13 protein-coding genes and 5 pseudogenes are annotated in these 18,812 nt (G+C 60.9%); 13 read left to right on the top strand and 5 right to left on the bottom strand.

All coding sequences use genetic code 11. The features are described 5' to 3' along the window. Positions 1–190: 190 nt before the first annotated feature. The 4 pseudogenes from cmrA (AO240_RS24210) to cmrA (AO240_RS24195) form a co-directional block, all read left to right on the top strand. A pseudogene (cmrA, locus tag AO240_RS24210) lies at positions 191–448 on the top strand (AraC family transcriptional regulator CmrA); the annotation flags it as partial. Positions 449–670: 222 nt separating this feature from the next. After that, positions 671–928 (top strand): annotated as a pseudogene (gene cmrA, locus AO240_RS24205) (AraC family transcriptional regulator CmrA); the annotation flags it as partial. A gap of 222 nt (positions 929–1,150) precedes the next feature. Further along, a pseudogene (gene cmrA, locus AO240_RS24200) lies at positions 1,151–1,408 on the top strand (AraC family transcriptional regulator CmrA); the annotation flags it as partial. 222 nt (positions 1,409–1,630) lie between these two features. After that, a pseudogene (cmrA, locus tag AO240_RS24195) lies at positions 1,631–1,888 on the top strand (AraC family transcriptional regulator CmrA); the annotation flags it as partial. Between the two features lie 177 nt (positions 1,889–2,065). Here the strand turns inward: cmrA (AO240_RS24195) and AO240_RS24190 are convergent. The 4 genes from AO240_RS24190 to edd form a co-directional block, all read right to left on the bottom strand. After that, the gene (locus tag AO240_RS24190; protein ID WP_371918677.1) at positions 2,066–3,493 is read right to left on the bottom strand and encodes an ATP-binding protein; all 1,428 of its coding nucleotides are present in this window, start codon (positions 3,491–3,493) and stop codon (positions 2,066–2,068) included. A gap of 31 nt (positions 3,494–3,524) precedes the next feature. After that, the gene (locus AO240_RS24185) at positions 3,525–4,259 is read right to left on the bottom strand and encodes a response regulator (protein WP_058414766.1); all 735 of its coding nucleotides are present in this window, start codon (positions 4,257–4,259) and stop codon (positions 3,525–3,527) included. A gap of 153 nt (positions 4,260–4,412) precedes the next feature. After that, positions 4,413–5,369, bottom strand: coding sequence for a glucokinase (locus AO240_RS24180; RefSeq protein ID WP_099239870.1), 957 nt, complete (start codon positions 5,367–5,369; stop codon positions 4,413–4,415). Beyond that, on the bottom strand, positions 5,366–7,192 hold the full coding sequence (gene edd, locus AO240_RS24175; RefSeq protein WP_099239868.1) for a phosphogluconate dehydratase: 1,827 nt from the start codon (positions 7,190–7,192) through the stop codon (positions 5,366–5,368). The genes AO240_RS24180 and edd overlap by 4 nt, the downstream gene beginning before the upstream one ends. 221 nt (positions 7,193–7,413) lie before the next feature. Here edd and gap point away from each other — a divergent pair, with 221 nt between their 5' ends. From gap to AO240_RS29425, 8 genes and pseudogenes are all read left to right on the top strand, one after another. Further along, entirely contained in the window at positions 7,414–8,415 is a 1,002-nt protein-coding gene (gene gap / locus AO240_RS24170) for a type I glyceraldehyde-3-phosphate dehydrogenase (RefSeq protein WP_058414769.1), read from the top strand. Positions 8,416–8,632: 217 nt separating this feature from the next. Next, positions 8,633–9,151, top strand: a complete 519-nt coding sequence (locus AO240_RS24165) for an RNA polymerase sigma factor (protein WP_099239866.1) — start codon at positions 8,633–8,635, stop codon at positions 9,149–9,151. A gap of 74 nt (positions 9,152–9,225) precedes the next feature. Further along, complete coding sequence (locus AO240_RS24160) at positions 9,226–10,194, top strand: FecR domain-containing protein (RefSeq protein ID WP_099239864.1); 969 nt, start codon at positions 9,226–9,228, stop codon at positions 10,192–10,194. Between the two features lie 116 nt (positions 10,195–10,310). Next, a complete protein-coding gene (locus tag AO240_RS24155) occupies positions 10,311–12,875 on the top strand; it encodes a TonB-dependent receptor (protein ID WP_099239862.1) in 2,565 nt (854 codons plus the stop codon). Positions 12,876–13,016: 141 nt separating this feature from the next. After that, on the top strand, positions 13,017–13,625 hold the full coding sequence (locus AO240_RS24150; protein ID WP_099239860.1) for a biliverdin-producing heme oxygenase: 609 nt from the start codon (positions 13,017–13,019) through the stop codon (positions 13,623–13,625). A gap of 99 nt (positions 13,626–13,724) precedes the next feature. Beyond that, complete coding sequence (locus tag AO240_RS24145; RefSeq protein ID WP_099239859.1) at positions 13,725–14,126, top strand: YbaN family protein; 402 nt, start codon at positions 13,725–13,727, stop codon at positions 14,124–14,126. Positions 14,127–14,266: 140 nt separating this feature from the next. After that, positions 14,267–15,547: pseudogene (locus AO240_RS29430) on the top strand (HAMP domain-containing protein); the annotation flags it as partial. A gap of 102 nt (positions 15,548–15,649) precedes the next feature. Beyond that, complete coding sequence (locus AO240_RS29425) at positions 15,650–16,405, top strand: methyl-accepting chemotaxis protein (RefSeq protein WP_371918676.1); 756 nt, start codon at positions 15,650–15,652, stop codon at positions 16,403–16,405. Between the two features lie 231 nt (positions 16,406–16,636). Here the strand turns inward: AO240_RS29425 and AO240_RS24135 are convergent, their stop codons facing one another. Beyond that, the gene (locus tag AO240_RS24135) at positions 16,637–17,200 is read right to left on the bottom strand and encodes an NAD(P)H nitroreductase (RefSeq protein ID WP_058414776.1); all 564 of its coding nucleotides are present in this window, start codon (positions 17,198–17,200) and stop codon (positions 16,637–16,639) included. 139 nt (positions 17,201–17,339) lie between these two features. Here AO240_RS24135 and AO240_RS24130 point away from each other — a divergent pair, with 139 nt between their 5' ends. Continuing rightward, entirely contained in the window at positions 17,340–18,794 is a 1,455-nt protein-coding gene (locus AO240_RS24130; RefSeq protein WP_099239855.1) for a di-heme oxidoredictase family protein, read from the top strand. The last annotated feature ends 18 nt before the right edge of the window (positions 18,795–18,812 follow it).

The raw sequence follows: 18,812 nt of genomic DNA, 5'->3' as shown, positions 1-18,812 counted from the left end.
GCTCCCGATGGTGGTGTGTCAGCTAGAGATGAGCTGGCTGACCCAAGGCTATCGGGAGCAAGCCCCCTCCCACATTTGATCTGCAGAGCTCTGGCGTGCAGCGTTTTTTTGCCCAGCGTTGTTTGGCTCTGCGGTTTAGCGCTGTTTAGTCCAGGGTTCGGGGCAGTTGCAAGGTCACCCGCAGGCCTCCCTCGCGCAGGAAGTGAACCTCAGCGTCTCGACGTTGCACCACCGCTTCAAGGCGATCACTGCCATGAGCCCGCTGCAATACCAGAAGCAACTGCGTTTGCAGGAAGCGCGACGGCTGATGATTGCTGAAGGGCTGGAAGCCTCGGCGGCGGGGTATCGGGTGGGGTATGAAAGCCCGTCGCAGTTCAGCCGCGAATACAGCCGGCTGTTTGGTGCACCGCCGTTAAGAGATCTGGCCAGAATGCGCCAGAGTATCTGACCCAACCAAGATCAACAGGTGGGAGGGGGCTTGCTCCCGATGGTGGTGTGTCAGCTAGAGATGAGCTGGCTGACCCAAGGCTATCGGGAGCAAGCCCCCTCCCACATTTGATCTGCAGAGCTCTGACGTGCAGCGTTTTTTTGCCCAGCGTTGTTTGGCTCTGCGGTTTAGCGCTGTTTAGTCCAGGGTTCGGGGCAGTTGCAAGGTCACCCGCAACCCACCCTCGCGCAGGAAGTGAACCTCAGCGTCTCGACGTTGCACCACCGCTTCAAGGCGATCACTGCCATGAGCCCGCTGCAATACCAGAAGCAACTGCGTTTGCAGGAAGCGCGACGGCTGATGATTGCCGAAGGGCTGGAAGCCTCGGCGGCGGGGTATCGGGTGGGGTATGAAAGCCCGTCGCAGTTCAGCCGCGAATACAGCCGGCTGTTTGGTGCACCGCCGTTAAGAGATCTGGCCAGAATGCGCCAGAGTATCTGACCCAACCAAGATCAACAGGTGGGAGGGGGCTTGCTCCCGATGGTGGTGTGTCAGCTAGAGATGAGCTGGCTGACCCAAGGCTATCGGGAGCAAGCCCCCTCCCACATTTGATCTGCAGAGCTCTGACGTGCAGCGTTTTTTTGCCCAGCGTTGTTTGGCTCTGCGGTTTAGCGCTGTTTAGTCCAGGGTTCGGGGCAGTTGCAAGGTCACCCGCAGGCCTCCCTCGCGCAGGAAGTGAACCTCAGCGTCTCGACGTTGCACCACCGCTTCAAGGCGATCACTGCCATGAGCCCGCTGCAATACCAGAAGCAACTGCGTTTGCAGGAAGCGCGACGGCTGATGATTGCCGAAGGGCTGGAAGCCTCGGCGGCGGGGTATCGGGTGGGGTATGAAAGCCCGTCGCAGTTCAGCCGCGAATACAGCCGGCTGTTTGGTGCACCGCCGTTAAGAGATCTGGCCAGAATGCGCCAGAGTATCTGACCCAACCAAGATCAACAGGTGGGAGGGGGCTTGCTCCCGATGGTGGTGTGTCAGCTAGAGATGAGCTGGCTGACCCAAGGCTATCGGGAGCAAGCCCCCTCCCACATTTGATCTGCAGAGCTCTGGCGTGCAGCGTTTTTTTGCCCAGCGTTGTTTGGCTCTGCGGTTTAGCGCTGTTTAGTCCAGGGTTCGGGGCAGTTGCAAGGTCACCCGCAACCCACCCTCGCGCAGGAAGTGAACCTCAGCGTCTCGACGTTGCACCACCGCTTCAAGGCGATCACTGCCATGAGCCCGCTGCAATACCAGAAGCAACTGCGCTTGCAGGAAGCGCGACGGCTGATGATTGCCGAAGGGCTGGAAGCCTCGGCGGCGGGGTATCGGGTGGGGTATGAAAGCCCGTCGCAGTTCAGCCGCGAATACAGCCGGCTGTTTGGTGCACCGCCGTTAAGAGACCTGGCAAGAATGCGCCAGAGTATCTGACCCAACCAAGATCAACAGGTGGGAGGGGGCTTGCTCCCGATGGTGGTGTGTCAGCTAGAGATGAGCTGGCTGACCCAAGGCTATCGGGAGCAAGCCCCTTCCCACATTTGATCTGCAGAACTCTGGCGTGCAGCGTTTTTTTGCCAAGAGTTGTTTGGCTCTGCGGTTTAGCGCTGTTTAGTCCAGGGTTCGGGGCAGTTGCAGGGTGACGCGCAATCCACCCTCGCGCAAATTCTGCAAGCTCACTTCACCGCCGTGGCTGTGGGCGATGTTGCGCGCAATGCCCAAACCCAAGCCGTAGCCTTGCTGCTGGCCAGAGAGGCGAAAGTGCGGCTCGAAGACTTGCTCAAGGCGCTGCTGCGGTACACCCGGGCCTTCGTCGTCGACATGCAGGATGAACTCCGCGCCGTCGTCCTCGATATACAAATGCGCGTTCTGCCCGTACTTCAAGGCGTTGTCGATCAGGTTGCCGATGCAGCGTTTAAGCGCCAGCGGCTTGCCCGCGTACGGCGCCAGCGCGCGGCCGTGCTGGGTGATGCGGCCGTTGCCATTGGGCGCCAGGTACGGTTCCACCAAGCAGTCGAGCACGTGATTAAGGTCGACCGGCTCAATGTTTTCGTGGATGTCGGTGTCTTTCACGCATTGCAGCGCGCCTTTCACCAGCAGCTCCAATTCGTCCAGGTCACGGCCGAATTTGGCTTGCAGGTTCTCGTCTTCAAGCAGCTCAACGCGCAGGCGCAGGCGGGTAATGGGGGTGCGCAAATCGTGGGAAATCGCGCTGAACAATTGGCTGCGCTCCGTCAGGTAGCGGCTGATGCGTTCGCGCATCGCATTGAACGCTCGGCCCACTTCGACCACTTCACTGCCACCGCCTTCGGCCACCGGCTCTACATCGGCGCCCAACGACAGGTCGCGCGCGGCCCGCGCGAGGCGCTTGAGCGGCCGGCTCTGCCAGTGCACCAACAGGCCGATAAACAACAACAGAAAACCACTGGTCAGCACGATGAACCACACCTGCTGCGACGGCAGGCCTTGTTCTTCAAGGCTGGTGTAGGGTTCGGGCAACAGCGAGGCGATGTACAGCCACTCGCCCGCGGCAAGTTGGATCTGCGTGACCAGCACCGGCGGGTTAACCGGCTCAAGGGTCAGCGCGTAATGCGCCCAGGAACGCGGCAGTTCATCGAGCTTCAAACCGGCGTTGAAAATGCGCAGGTCTTCTGCGCTGACGAACTCCACCGAAATATCCACGTCGCTGCCGAGGGTCTGGCGCAGCACTTCGTCCACCACGTTGAGCACCGCTTGTTTGCGCGGGGTCTGCGGCAGCAGCTGCATGTCCAGCGGACGGTCATTGAGCGTCACCACAAAGCGGGTGCCGCCCATGCTGCGCAACTGATCAAGGACTAACGGGCGATAGGCCACCGGCAGCGAGCGGAAGTAACTCACGCTGGCGGTCATCGAATGCGCCAGGCTGCGTGCGCTGGTGACCAGACCTTCAAGCTGGGTGGCGCGCAATTGCGAGACCCAAATCACGCTGGACAGCGTTTGCGCGAACAGCACCGCGAGCAAGGTCAGCAGCAACATCCGCCCCAGCAGCGAGCGCGGCACCGGGAAGCGTCGGCGGCGCTCAGTCAGATGCTCAGTGGGCATTGCCGGCAACCACGCTGGCTGCCAACTGATAACCGCTGCCGCGTACCGTGCGGATCAGCCTTGGGGGTTTTTCGGTATCGCGCAGGCGTTGACGCAAACGGCTGACGGCCATGTCGACGATACGGTCCAGCGGCATCAGGTCGCGGCCACGGGTGGCGTTGCCGATGGTGTCGCGGTCGAGAATTTGTTGAGGGTGATCAAGAAACAGTTTGAGCAGGGCAAAGTCGGCGCCGGAGAGAATCACCTCTTCGCCATCAGCGTGAAACAGGCGATGGCTGATCATGTCCAGGCGCCACTCATCAAACACCCACACATCGCCGGCGCTGCTGCGTTCCTGACCGAATTGGGCACGGCGCAACAAGGCCTTGATGCGCGCCTGCAACTCGCGGGGGCTGAACGGCTTGCCAATGTAGTCATCGGCGCCCAGCTCCAGGCCAATCACGCGGTCGGTTTCGTCGGAGCTGGCGGTGAGCATGATGATCGGCACCTGCGCCTGGCGCGGGTGCTGGCGAATCCAGCGGCAGAGGCTGAAACCGTCTTCGTCCGGCAACATCACATCAAGGATGACCAGGTCGCACGGCGCCTCGTTCATTGCCTGGCGGAACCGCGCGCCATCCGGCACGCCACGCACCTGGAAACCGGCGCGACTGAGGTAGGTTTGCAGCAATTCGCGGATTTCCTGGTCGTCGTCGACCAGAAGAATCGATTTACTGATTACGCTCACGGGTCCCCCTTGTTGTTATGACCAAACCTGAGTCATGTGTTGCTTTCAAGGCCCCCTTCGCGAGCAAGCCCGCTACCACATTTAACCGCATTCCAGCTGGATGAATGCGGTTGAATGTGGGAGCGGGCTTGCTCGCGAAGAGGCCATCACTGCCTACGCAAAAGCCTGCTCAAGTGCCACACCGGCGCCCGTCAACCCGGAATACGGCGCGGTCACCAACCACACCGGGATGCCTTTGAAGTAGTCGCTCATGCAGCCTTTGTCAGCAAAACTCTTGGCGAAACCACTGTTGATAAAGAAGTCGGCAAACCGCGGAATCACGCCGCCCACAATATACACGCCACCGCGCCCACCGGTGGTCAGCACGTTGTTACCAGCGACGCGGCCCAGCCAGATACTGAACTGGTTGAGTACTTCCATCGCCACCGGGTCGCCCGCCAAACCCGCGGCAGTAATGGCTTCGGGCGTGTCGAGCAGCGGTGTATGCCCATCAACCGCACAAATCGCGCGGTACACGCGTGGTAGCCCGCCACCGCTCAAGGCGGTCTCGGCGCTGACGTGGCCGATCTCAGCGTGAATATGCTGCCACAACCGGGTTTCACGCGGGCTGCTCAGCGGCAGGTCGACATGCCCGCCCTCCCCCGGCAGCGCCGCCCAACGGCCTTCACCCAGGTTCAGCAAAGTGCCGACACCGAGGCCGGTGCCTGGGCCGATCACCACCGCCGGGCGCAACGGTTCCGGGGTGCCCTCGCAGACCACGCGGAATTCGTCGGGTTTTAGCCGGGTCATGCCCAAGGCCATCGCCGAGAAGTCATTGATCAGCAGCAACTCGTCGACCTGCAAGGTTTTGCAAAACGCCGTTTTGCTCAGCCGCCAGTGGTTGTTGGTGAATTTGAATTCATCGCCACTCACCGGCCCCGCGACCGACAGGCACACCGCGCCGATGTCGCCGATTTGCAGGCCTTCTTCCTTCAGGTAAGCCTTGATCGCTTCCTCAGGGCTGGTGTGATCCACCGTGGCATGCACACGAATCGAATGCAGTTGCTGGTCCCGCCACAACGCAAAACGCGCGTTGGTACCACCGATGTCACCGACCAGCGCTAGCTTCACTTAAGCGTCTCCAAGGCACAGATAAAGGCGCTGGCGCCTTGCTCTGCGGAGCTTGCGGCCAAGCGCATAAATGCAAACAGCTCGCGACCGGCACCCACGTTGTTGCCCAACAGGCCCGTGGCAGGAATGCGCGCTGCAAATTCTTCGGCGTCCACCTTAAGCTCCAGGGTGCCCTTCACGCCATCGACGCGAATAATATCGCCATCTTTGACGCGTGCCAGCGGCCCGCCACTTTGGGCTTCGGGGTTAACGTGAATCGCCGCAGGGATCTTACCCGAGGCGCCGGACATACGCCCGTCTGTCACCAACGCTACTTTGAAACCACGGTCCTGCAACACGCCAAGAAACGGCGTCATCTTGTGCAGTTCCGGCATGCCGTTGGAACGCGGGCCCTGGAAACGCATCACCGCGACGAAGTCTTTTTCCAGCTCGCCGGCTTTGAACGCATCGGCCAAATCCTGTTGATCCTGGAACACCACTGCCGGTGCTTCGACGATCTGGTGCTCCGGCGCCACGGCCGACACCTTCATCACGCCGCGCCCCAGGTTGCCTTCCATCACACGCAGGCCACCTTCGGGCGAAAACGCACGGGCCACCGGGCGCAGGATGGTTTCATCAAGGCTTTCAATCGGGCCATCGCGCCAGACCAGCTCGCCGTCGACCAAAAACGGCTCTTGGGTGTAACGACTCAAGCCTTTGCCCGCCACGGTGTTGACGTCTTCGTGGAGCAGGCCGGCCTCAAGCAGTTCGCGGATCAGGAACGACATGCCGCCCGCTGCCTGGAAGTGGTTGATGTCGGCTTTGCCGTTGGGATACACGTGGGACAGGGTCGGCACCACCTCGGAGAGGTCGGCCATGTCTTGCCAGGTGAGGATGATGCCCGCCGACATCGCGATGGCCGGCATGTGCAGGGTGTGGTTGGTGGAGCCGCCGGTCGCGTTGAGGGCGACGATGGAGTTGACGATGGATTTTTCGTCGACGATCTCGCCAATCGGCGTGAAGTTGCCGTTGGCCTTGGTCAAGCGGGTGACCTGGTGCGCCGCTTCGCGGGTCAGCGCATCACGCAGCGGCGTGTACGGGTTGACGAACGAAGCGCCCGGCAAGTGCAGGCCCATCACTTCCATCAACAATTGGTTGGTGTTGGCGGTGCCATAAAAAGTGCAAGTGCCGGGGCTGTGGTAGGACTTCATCTCCGATTCCAGCAGTTCTTCGCGGCTGGCTTTGCCTTCCGCATAGCGCTGGCGCACGTCGGCTTTCTGTTTGTTGGAGATGCCCGAGGGCATTGGGCCGCCGGGTACGAAAATCATCGGCAGGTGGCCGTAACGCAGGGCCCCCATCATCAGGCCGGGGACGATTTTGTCGCAGATGCCCAGCATCAGCGCGGCGTCGAACATGTTGTGGGACAGCGCTACCGCCGTGGACATGGCAATCACTTCACGGCTGAGCAGGCTCAGCTCCATGCCGGGCTCGCCTTGGGTCACGCCGTCGCACATGGCGGGGGTGCCACCGGCAAACTGGCCAACCGAGCCGACTTCGCGCAGGGCTTTTTTGATCTGTTCAGGGAAATGTTCGTACGGCTGATGCGCCGAGAGCATGTCGTTATATGAAGAAACAATTGCCACGTTGGCGGCATTCATCATGCGCAGGCTATTTTTGTCTTCAGTGCCACAACCGGCCACGCCATGGGCAAAGTTGGCGCATTGCAGCTTACCGCGCATCGGACCGTCGCTGGCTGCGCCGCGAATGAGCGCAAGGTAAGCCTCGCGGGTTGCACGACTGCGGGCGATAAGCCGTTCGGTGACCTCAATAACGCGGGGATGCATGTGTAGAACTCCAGGCTAACGGATGTGGCGACCCTGGATCCTTTGCGGGTCAAAAGCGCGCGGCGCAGGTGCTGGCAGCGTTTCTTTTGACTCATCGGACCAGTTGATTCAGGTCACTAATTGTAGATTGAACAAAATATTGCCACTAAAAAGGCTTGTTTTCTATTTTTATGCGAATAATCTTGTAATTCTTACAACAAATCGACGATAGGCACTTTCCAATGACTCTTCGTATCGCAATCAACGGTTTTGGCCGTATCGGCCGTAATGTCCTGCGCGCACTGTATACCCAAGGCTACCGCCAGGATTTGCAGATCGTCGCCATCAATGACCTCGGCGACAGTTCGATCAATGCCCATTTGCTCAAATACGACACCGTGCACGGTACTTTCGATGCAGAGGTCGCCCACGATCAGGAAAGCCTGACCGTCAATGGTGACCGGATTGCTGTCAGTGCCATTCGCAACCCTGCCGACCTGCCGTGGGCTGCGCACAAGATCGACGTGGTGTTCGAATGCACCGGTCTGTTCACCGACCGTGACAAGGCTGCCGCGCATATTACCGCTGGCGCGCGCAAGGTGATCATCTCGGCACCGGCCAAGGGCGCCGACGCCACCGTGGTGTACGGCGTCAACCACGACATCTTGCGTCAATCCCATCAGATCATCTCCAACGCCTCGTGCACCACCAACTGCCTGGCACCGGTGGCCCAAGTGCTGCACCGCGAACTGGGGATCGAAAGCGGCTTGATGACCACCATTCACGCCTACACCAACGACCAGAACCTGACCGACGTTTACCACACCGACCCGTACCGCGCGCGCTCGGCCACCCAGAACATGATCCCGAGCAAGACCGGCGCCGCCGAAGCGGTGGGCCTGGTGTTGCCGGAACTGGCGGGCAAGCTGACCGGCATGGCCGTGCGTGTGCCGGTGATCAACGTGTCGCTGGTCGACCTCACCGTGCAGCTGAAAAAAGAAGCCACGGCCGAGGAAGTCAACGCGCTGCTTAAAGAAGCCAGCCAGCACTCTAAAATTCTCGGCTACAACACCTTGCCGCTGGTTTCGAGTGACTTCAACCATAACCCGCTGTCGTCGATCTTCGACGCCAACCACACCAAGGCAAGCGGCAAGCTGCTCAAAGTGCTGGCGTGGTACGACAACGAGTGGGGCTTCTCTAACCGTATGTTGGATAACTGCCTGGCGCTCTGCAACGCAGAATAACCCTGTGGGAGGCGGCTTTTGTGGGAGCGGGCTTGCTCGCGAATGCGGTGGTTCAGTGGGCATATTCGTCGACTGACACGCCGCATTCGCGAGCAAGCCCGCTCCCACATGGGGTTTGTGCAGGGCCTTGCACCTGGGCAGGTTCAGAGGAATAGCCACTTGCCATTTGTGTTGATGATAAGCATTATCATTCACTGCAAATCGAGCTGGTATCACTGTGAGCCAATCCCGCTTTAACCAAGTCTTTCTCACCCAACGGGTGATTCTGCTACGCACCTTGCAGCGGATGGTGAACAACCACAGCACCGCCGAGGACCTGTTGCAGGAAACCTACCTGCGCGTCACCCGGGCGCTCAGCGAGCGGCCGATCGAGCACCTCGAACCCTTCGTCTACCAAACCGCGCGCAACCTGGCGCTGGATCACCTGCGCTCACGCAGGATTCAAGCCCGCACGCTGCAGGAAGATGTGCCGCTGGACATCCTGCAAAGCGTCGCCGCCGCCGTCAGCACCCCGGAAGATGCAACCCAGGCCGAGCAATTGCTTGAGCACCTGAGTGTCAGCCTCGGCCAGTTGAGCGCCCGCCAGCAGCAGATTTTTATCCTCAGCCGCCTGCACGGTTACAGCTACCAAGAGATCGCCGATCAACTGCAAGTGTCCCTGAGCACCGTGCAAAAGGAACTGAAATTGATCATGGCCATCTGTGTAGGTGTGGCCGAACGCCTGGATCAGCCTTAAGCTTTACCTGACAGCTATACCGATCCAGCCTGTAGGAAAGATCAATAAAACGTGGCGAAGACCCGAGGAACACCGTGACCGACCCGAATAAACTGCGCGCCCATGAGCTGGCTCATGAGGTGTTGCAAGACACGGCTATGGACCAGGCCCTCGACTGGCTCATCGTCTTGCAGTGCCCGCAACCCGGGCAGCAGGCCGAGTTCGACGCGTGGCTGGCCAGCGACCCGGCGCACGTCCACGCGTTTAACAAAGCCCAGGCGGCTTGGGGTGGCGCGCCCGTGCACAGCGCCGCCGTAGCCCTGGCGGCGCCGCGCAAGCCTTCAGCCTGGCGCCGCATCAAGCCGCACTGGAAACCGCTGGCCACCGCCGCCGTGCTGGTGCTCGGCCTGTTCAGCTTCAGCAATTTGCCCGTGCGTTTGCAGGCCGACCACCTCACCGTGGTCGGCGAGCGCCAGCGCTTGCAGTTGGACGATGGCTCAAAGGTGTTGTTGAACACCGACTCGGCGTTCTCCAGCAGCATCAAGGATAACCAACGCGTCGCGCGGCTGTATCAGGGCGAGGCTTTTTTTGAAATCACCGCCAACCGTGGCCTGCCGCTGGAGATCGACGCCGGCCCGGTGCGTGCCAGCGTGCGCGACACCGACTTTGCCGTGCGTTACCTCAACGGCGAGGCGCAAGTGCAGGTGCAGCGTGGCGACGTCGACCTGAGCAATACCTTCAACGATGCGCGTGTGCGCCTGAGCGCCGGTGAGAGCATCCGCATCGGCCCCAAAGGCTTCGGGCCACCGGCCAAGCTGGAGGCCGGCAAAGACCTGGCCTGGGTTCAGGGTCGGCTGGTGTTTGAAAACTGCCCGATGAGCGAAGTGCTCGCCGAGTTGCGCCGCTACTACCCCGGCTGGATCGTCAACACCAACGACACGCTCGCAAGCACCGCCGTCACCGGCAATTATCGCCTCGACCAGCCGCTGGACGTGGTGCGTTCGCTGGCGCACATCACCTCGGCCAAACTGTCGGAATACCCCGCACTGGTCATCTTGAACTAAATGAGAATTATTTTTACTCGATAGCTGCCGGTGGTACGTCTCGTCTTAGCCAATGCAACTGATTCCTATTTGATTCAGCTCGCAACTATAAGATTCGTATTCCCGGAGCGCTCTCGATGTCGTCTTGTTTCAACCACCGGTCTTCTTCACCCGTGCTGTCCTTGCTGACCGCCGCCCTCCTGTTGGCCAGCGCGCCGGTTATGGCCGCCACCGCCGCCGAACCGGTCGCGCGCAGCCACGGCAATTACACGTTCAGCATCGAGCAGCAGCCGCTGGTCTCGGCACTCAATGCCTTTACCGCCGTGACCGGCTGGCAAGTCGGTTTGCCGGCGCAATTGGGCCAAGGTGTGTCTTCGCCTGGCGTGCGTGGCGCGTTGTCGCCGGAAAAAGCCTTGGACCGGCTGTTGGTGGGGACCAACCTGAGCTACCGCAAACTGGGCAACAACAACATCGTGCTGGAAAAGCGCGCGGCGGGCAGCACCCTCAACCTGCAACAAGTCACGATCAGCGCCACGCGTAACGAGCAAGACGTCAGCAGCGTGCCGAGCACCGTCAGCGTGCACGACCGCGAGACGCTGGACCGCCAGACCGTCAACACCACTCGCGAACTGGTGCGCTATGAGCCCGGCGTGTCCGTCGGCGGCGCCGGCACCCGCTCCGGCAACGCGGGCTACAACATTCGCGGCATAGACGGTGATCGCATTCTGACGCAGGTGGATGGCGTAGAAGTGCCCGACAATTTCTTCAACGGCCCTTACGCCAAGACGCGCCGCAACTACGTTGACCCGGAAATCGTCAAGCGCGTCGAAATCCTGCGCGGTCCGGCCTCGGCGCTGTATGGCAGCAGCGCCATCGGCGGTGCGGTTAGCTATTTCACCCTCGACCCGGACGACATCATCAAGCCCGGCGAGGACGTCGGGGCCCGCCTGAAAACCGGCTACAGCTCGGCCGATGAAAGTTGGCTGACCTCCGGCACCGTCGCCGGCCGTGTGCAGGATGTTGACGGTTTGCTGCACCTGAGCCAGCGCAACGGCCATGAAATGCAGGCCTACGACGGCAATAACGCCACGGGCCTGTCCCGCACCGGCGCCAACCCGGAAGATGCGCGCACCACCAACGTACTGGCCAAGCTGGGCTGGAATTACGCTGACGATAACCGCTTGGGCTTGACCTATGAAAAGTACAAGGATGATCGCGACGTCAACTTGAAGAACGCGGTCGGCGGCCCGTTTGTGGGTGGCCAGGGCTTCAACCTTTATCGTGACCGTCGCGGTAACGACACCATCACGCGTGAGCGTTTCGGCCTGGAAAACACCTTGGCGCTTGAATCGCCGATCGCCGACCGCATCAAAACCAGCCTCAATTATCAGATCGCCAAGACCGACCAGACCACTGCCGAAATCTACCAGCCAGGCCGTCGTGTACTGCGCACCCGTGACACGCTTTACGAAGAAAAACAGTGGGTCTTCGACGCTCAGTTGGACAAGGCATTCAGCCTCGGCGAAACCGACCACCAAGTGACCTACGGCACCACTCTCAAGCAACAAAAAGTCACCGGGTCACGCGAAGGATCGGCCACCTGCCTCGCCGTCGGTGCCGGTTGCACCGCCATCGGCGCGCCCAGCCCGTCAGCCAGCGACAGTGTGAAGAAGGTCAGCGATTTCCCGGACCCGACCATCAACACGTATTCGTTATTCGCGCAGGACCAAATCAACTGGGGCAAATGGACCTTCCTGCCTGCCGTGCGCTACGACTACACCCGGCTCAAACCCAAGCTGACCCAGGAATTTCTCAGCGGCGTCGACCCGACCGGCCTGTTACCGGTCAGCGACAAGGAAAAAACCTGGCACCGCGTGACCCCCAAGTTCGGCCTGACCTATGCGCTGACCGATCAATACACGCTGTTTGGCCAGTACGCCGAGGGCTTCCGCACGCCCTCGGCCAAGGCGCTCTACGGGCGCTTTGAAAACCTCAACCAGGGCTACACCGTCGAGCCCAACCCCGACCTCAAGCCGGAAACCAGCAAAGGCATCGAAACCGGGATTCGCGGCAAGTTCGATGCGGGCTCCTTTGACATCGCGGTGTTTTACAACAAGTACCGCAACTTTATCGATGAAGACAACGCCGTGGTCGGCGGCACCGTCGAGCAGTTCCAGGCGGTCAATATCAAGCGTGCCACCATCAAGGGCGCAGAGGCCAAGGGCCGCTTGAACCTGGATGCATTCGGCGCACCGCAAGGCCTGTACAGCCAAGGCGCGGTCTCGTACGCCTACGGCCGCAACGACGCTACCGGCAAACCGCTGAACAGCGTCAACCCGCTCAAGGGTGTGTTCGGCCTGGGCTACGATCAGGACAACTACGGCGGCCTGCTGAGCTGGACCCTGGTGAAAAAGCAGAACCGCGTCGACAGCACGACCTTCCACGCGCCCGACGGCAGCACCGACGGCCCGTTCAAAACCCCGGGCTTCGGCATCCTCGACCTCACCGCGTTTTACAAAGTCACCAACGACATCACCGTCAACGGCGGCCTGTACAACCTCACCGACAAAAAGTACTGGAACTGGGATGACGTGCGCAGCTACGACAGCGTCGGCGAGGCGGCGGTGACCGGCCCGGCCAACCTCGACCGTTTGACCCAGCCTGGCCGTAACGTTGCGATCAACGTGATCTGGGACATCTGATCAAACCCGCACTCACCTCGTCGATATTTCAGCGGCGAGGTGAGGTTTTTTTACTGTGCCACGTCTCCTTGTTCGTCTAGTTGATAACCCCCTCTGCAACACGTCAGAGCATCAAGGCGCTCCCCTTCTCAAGGACTTTTCATGACCGCTTCCAATACCGCAGAACGCCCAAGCCTGCGCTCGCAGCGCCTGAACCAGATCACGCACGTGCCGCACACCACGCTGGATGCGCTGGTCAAGGCCCACGCCCCGTTTGAAACACAAGCCAACTTCGCGCGCTTTGTGGTGGCGCAATACCTGTTCCAATCGGAACTGGTGGCGCTGTACAACGACCCGGAGTTGATCAAGATCGTGCCTGACCTGGCCGAGCGCTGCCGCGCCGACGCCGCCAGGCTGGACCTCGCCGACCTGCACACCGACGTGCCGGCACCGGTCGCCGGCGCCGTGAACAACCCGGGCAAGGCCGAAGCGCTGGGCTGGCTGTTCGTGTCCGAAGGCTCCAAACTGGGCGCCGCCTTCCTGATCAAACGCGCCGTGGGCCTGGGCCTCAGCGAAACCTTCGGCGCGCGCCACCTGGGCGAGCCAGCCGGTGGTCGCGCCGAAGGCTGGAAACGCTTCACGCGTACCCTCGACGGCCTGCACTTGAGCGCCGAGGAAGAAGCCGCAGTAGAAAAAGGTGCAATCGACGCGTTTGTGCGCTTCACCGTGCTGCTGGAACAGGCGTACGCTACGCTCCCAGAGCTAGCCTGACTCCAGAATTGAAACGCGGTCACCTGTGGGAGCAAACCCCTCCCACATTTGAGTACCCTTTCAAACTGATTTTTTGATCCCTTTACATTGCCCAAGCCCATGACCCGCAACACCCAATCCACCTCAAAAATCGCACGAGTGCTCTTCGGCCTGCTGGCCTATGTCAGCCTGGGCATTGGGTTGGTGGCGATTGTGATACCGGGTTTGCCCACCACCGAATTCATCCTGCTCGCCGCCTGGGCCGCGACTAAAAGCTCGCCGCGCCTCAGCGCCTGGCTGGAAAACCACCGGTTGTTCGGGCCGATCCTGTCCAACTGGCGCAATGGCAAAATCATCGCGCGCCGCGCCAAAATCAGCGCCACCGCAAGCATGCTGCTGTGTGCAGGGTTGATGCTGGTGATGCTCGATCACGGCTGGCCGATCTACTTGGCGATTGCCGGTATGAGCCTCGGCAACCTGTGGATATGGTCCCGCCCGGAACGCCTTGCCGCCCATCCATAGCGCCGCATGCAGGCGTTTAGCTACCATTCATCGCCTTTTCCTCACGAAACATATTGTTACGCCGATATTTCAAACATCACGCCGAATGGACTTGGCTCGCCCTGCTTGCCCTCTAGAAAAGTCCAATCGCGAGTGATCCCATGTTCGACACCCTCTCTATCCGCCTGAAAATCGTGCTGCTGTCCGGCCTGTGCCTGTTGGGGGTGATCGCACTGATTGTTGGCATCAACCTGCACGAGGCCGATAAAAATAACCGCCTGGTCAGCGATTCCAGCTCGAGAATGCTCACCAACAGTGTGCAAAACCTGTTGCAAGCCAAAGCTGGCGAACAAGCGGTACAGCTGCAAAAAAACTTTGGCGAAAACCTCGTCGCACTCACCGCATTGGCCGACCAGATCAAGGGGCTGCGCATTACGGCCGCCAAACGTGGGTTGGACGCCGGCGCGCTGCGTGAAGAACTTAACCAAAGCCTGAAGACCGCCTTTGAACGCAACAACAAGGTACTCGGCATCTGGCTTTCATTTGAGCCCAATGCCCTGGATGGCAAGGACAGCGAGTTTGTTGACGACAAAGCCCGCGTTTCGAATCAGAGCGGCCGCTTCGCCAGCTACTGGAGTCGTGCGGGCGGCGATGGCCTGAACACCGTGATGGTCGAAGAAGACCTGACCAAGACCGCGCCCACGCCCAGCGGTACGCCCTACAACATTTGGTACACCTGCCCACGCGACACCCGCGCTACGTGCCTGCTTGAACCCTACGAACACACGGTAGCCGGCAAACCGGTATTGATGACCACTATTTCCGTGCCATTGCAGGTGGACGGTAAGGTTATCGGCGTGGTGGGTGTCGACATCGCCCTCAACGCGCTGCAAGCCACCACTGACAGCGCGCAAAATGACCTGTTCGACGGCGCCGCGCATTTGGAGATTCTCTCCAGCAGCGGCGTGATCGCGGCCTACAGTGGCGAACCGGCCAGAGTCGGCAAAAACCTCAGCGACATCATTGGCGCTGAAGGCAAAGAGATCGTGCAACTGTTAGCCAACGATACGCGCAAGGTCCGCGAACAGGACGACACCATTCGCGCGGTGTACCCGGTCAAGCCGATTGCCGATGCCAAGTCGTGGGGTGTGGTGATCAAGCTGTCAAAAGCGGTGATGCTGGCTGACACCGTAAAGCTGCAAGCGGTACTCAACCAGGCCCAAGACGCCGCCACGCTCAAGGCATTGTTGGTCGGCGCCGCTGCTGCCTTGTTGGGTTTGCTGTTGATCTGGCTGACCGCTACCGGCGTGACCCGCCCTATCAACAACGTGGCCGCAATGCTGAAGAATATCGCCAGCGGCGAAGGCGACCTCACCCTACGCTTGACCTATGCGAAAAAAGACGAATTGGGCGAGTTGGCGAACTGGTTCAACCGCTTCCTCGACAAGCTGCAACCGACCATCGCGCAGATCAAGCAAAGCATCACCGAAGCGCGCGCCACGGCAGATCAATCCTCAGCCATCGCACGCCAGACCAGCGAAGGCATGCAGGTGCAGTTCCGCGAAATCGACCAGGTGGCCACTGCCTCGAATGAAATGAGCGCCACCGCGCATGACGTCGCCAGCAGCGCGTCGAACGCCGCCAGCGCGGCACGCGGCGCGGACCAGTCGGCGCGTGAAGGCATGTCGATCATTGAACAGAGCACCCGCGACATCACCACGCTGGCTGAAGAAGTCAGCAAAGCGGTCACCGAAGTCGAGGCGCTGGCGGTTAACAGCGAGCAAATTGGCTCGGTGCTGGAAGTGATCCGCAGTATTGCCGAACAGACCAACCTGTTGGCGCTCAACGCCGCCATCGAAGCTGCGCGCGCAGGCGAAAGCGGGCGTGGTTTTGCGGTCGTCGCCGACGAGGTGCGCAACCTCGCCAAACGCACACAGGACTCCGTGGAAGAGATTCGCCTGGTGATCGAACGCATCCAAAGCGGCACGCGTGGCGTGGTTGCGACCATGCATTCCAGCCAACAGCAGGCCCAAAGCAATGCCGGGCAGATTCATCAAGCGGTGCAGGCATTGGGCAAGATCAGTGATGCGGTGACGGTAATCAGCGACATGAACCTGCAAATCGCCAGCGCCGCCGAAGAACAAAGCGCCGTGGCCGAAGAGGTCAACCGCAACGTCTCGGCGATCCGCACCGTGACCGAAACCCTCACCGGGCAGGCTACCGAGTCAGCGGCTGTCAGTAGCCAACTCAACGCGTTGGCCAGCCAGCAGATGAAGTTGATGGATCAATTCAAGGTGTAAGCCAGCCTGCCGTGATGAGCTGTTGTGGCGAGCTGTTGTGGCGAGGGGGCTTGCTCCCGTTGGGCTGCGCAGCGGCCCTAAAACCAGGCACCGCGTTCGTAACAGTAGAAACGGGTGGTGTTTAGAGGGGCCGCTGCGCGACCCAACGGGAGCAAGCCCCCTCGCCACATAAGCCACCTCGCCACAAAAGCGCCCTCGCCACAGTAGGCACGCTCTCCACAACACGCTCTTTTAGAGCCCGGTCCAGGCCTTAACAAACGGCGCCAGCTGTTCTTTCGGCGCAGTACGCGGCGGGTTCTGCGGCGTGCCCAAATAGAGGAAGCCAATCACTTGCTCCTCCGCCGTCAACCCCAAGCCTTTGGCGACGTGGGCCGAGTAGGACAGTTCGCCAGTGCGCCACACCGCACCAATCCCCTGCGCATAAGCGGCCAGCAGAATGCCGTGGGCTGCACAGGCGGCCGCTAGTAATTGCTCGGACTTCGGCACTTTGAAGTGCTCCTGCAAACGCGCAATTACTACCACCACCAGCGGGGCGCGCAGCGGGCCGTTCTGGGCCTTGTCGATGGCGGCTTGCGGGGCTTGGGCGTCGTGCAGGCGCGCAGCTTCGGCCAGCAGCGTGCCCATTTGCTCACGCGCGGCGCCTTCCACAGTCAGGAACCGCCAAGGGCGCAACTGCCCGTGGTCGGGCGCACGCATGGCGGCGGCGAACAGCACATCGCGCTGCTCTTGGGTCGGCGCCGGTTCCAGCAAACGCGGCACGGAAACACGGTTGAGCAAAGCGTCGAGAGCCTGCATTGGCCACCTCCAGAAAAAAATGTGCGGTCATTCTAGCGGGAATGAATCGGATTCCACCAAACGATAATTGCTCTTATTCAATCTGGCCCGCCCTGTTAGACTTTGCGGCCTGATTTTTCGCCTCCGCTCGGGAAACTCGATGTTCCGTTCGCTTTTTCGCCTGTCCGCAGCGTTAATGGCATTGTGCCTGACCGCCTGCGACGACGCCCCGCGCTTCACCCAAGCAGAGCCCGGTGAAGCGCGAGCCGGCGGCGCGACGACCGTGAACAAGCGCGACCAGAATGCGTTTTCCCTGCCCTCGGCCAACCTTGCACCCACGCGCCGCCTGGATTTCAGCGTCGGCAACAGTTTCTTTCGCAGCCCGTGGGTGGTCGCGCCCTCCACCACCACGGCGCGCGACGGCCTCGGCCCGCTGTTCAACACCAATGCCTGCCAGAACTGCCACATCAAGGACGGCCGCGGCCATCCGCCGCTGCCCGATGCGCCCAACGCGGTGTCGATGCTGGTGCGCCTGTCGATCCCCGCGCCAGCACCGGATCTGCCGGCCTACGCCAAGCTCATCGAGCAGATCGGCGTAGTGCCCGAGCCGGTTTACGGCGGGCAGTTGCAAGACATGGGTGTGCCTGGCGTAGCGCCCGAAGGCAAAGTGCGGGGCGACTACACGCCCNTCGACTACACGCCCGTCACTGTGACCTTCAAAGATGGCACTGTGGTTGAGCTGCGCAAGCCGGACCTGCAAATCACCCAACTCGGCTACGGCCCGATGCACCCGGATACACTTTTTTCTGCGCGCATCGCCCCGCCGATGATCGGCCTCGGCCTGCTCGAAGCGATTAGCGATGCTGATGTGCTGCGTAATACCGACCCTGAAACCGCCGATAAACACGCCATCATCGGCCGCGCCAACTGGGTATGGGATGACGCGCAGCACAAAAGCGTACTCGGGCGTTTTGGCTGGAAAGCCGGGCAACCCAACCTCAATCAACAAAATGTTCACGCGTTCTCTGGTGATATGGGCCTCACCACGTCGCTGAGACCGTTTGATGACTGCACCGACGCCCAAGTTGCCTGCAAACAGGCGCCCAATGGCAATGGCCCCGAGGGCGAACCTGAAGTCAGCGATAACATCCTGCGCCTGGTGCTGTTCTACACGCGCAACCTGGCGGTGCCGGCACGCCGTGGCGTCGACACGCCGCAGGTGCTGGCCGGGAAAAACCTGTTCTACCAGGCCGGTTGTCAGGGCTGCCACAAGCCGACCTTCACCACGGCCGCAAATGCCGCCGAACCCGAACTGGCCAACCAGGTGATTCGCCCCTACAGCGACTTGTTGTTGCACGACATGGGCGCCGGCCTGGCCGACAACCGCAGCGAATTCAAAGCCACTGGCCGCGACTGGCGCACCCCGCCGTTGTGGGGCATTGGCCTGACGCAAACCGTCAGTGGCCACACGCAGTTTTTGCATGACGGCCGCGCCCGCAACCTGCTGGAAGCCGTGCTGTGGCATGGCGGTGAAGCGCAAGCGGCGCAGCAGCATGTGTTGTCTTTTAATGCCGAGCAGCGGGCTGCGTTGCTGGCGTTCCTGAATTCTTTATAAGCTGTGCCCCACTTACAG

The organism is Pseudomonas sp. ICMP 460 (genome assembly GCF_002723595.1).
GTDB lineage: Bacteria > Pseudomonadota > Gammaproteobacteria > Pseudomonadales > Pseudomonadaceae > Aquipseudomonas > Aquipseudomonas kitaguniensis.
Note: the sequence above shows the minus strand (reverse complement) of the source record. Positions and strands in the feature narration are given on the sequence as shown.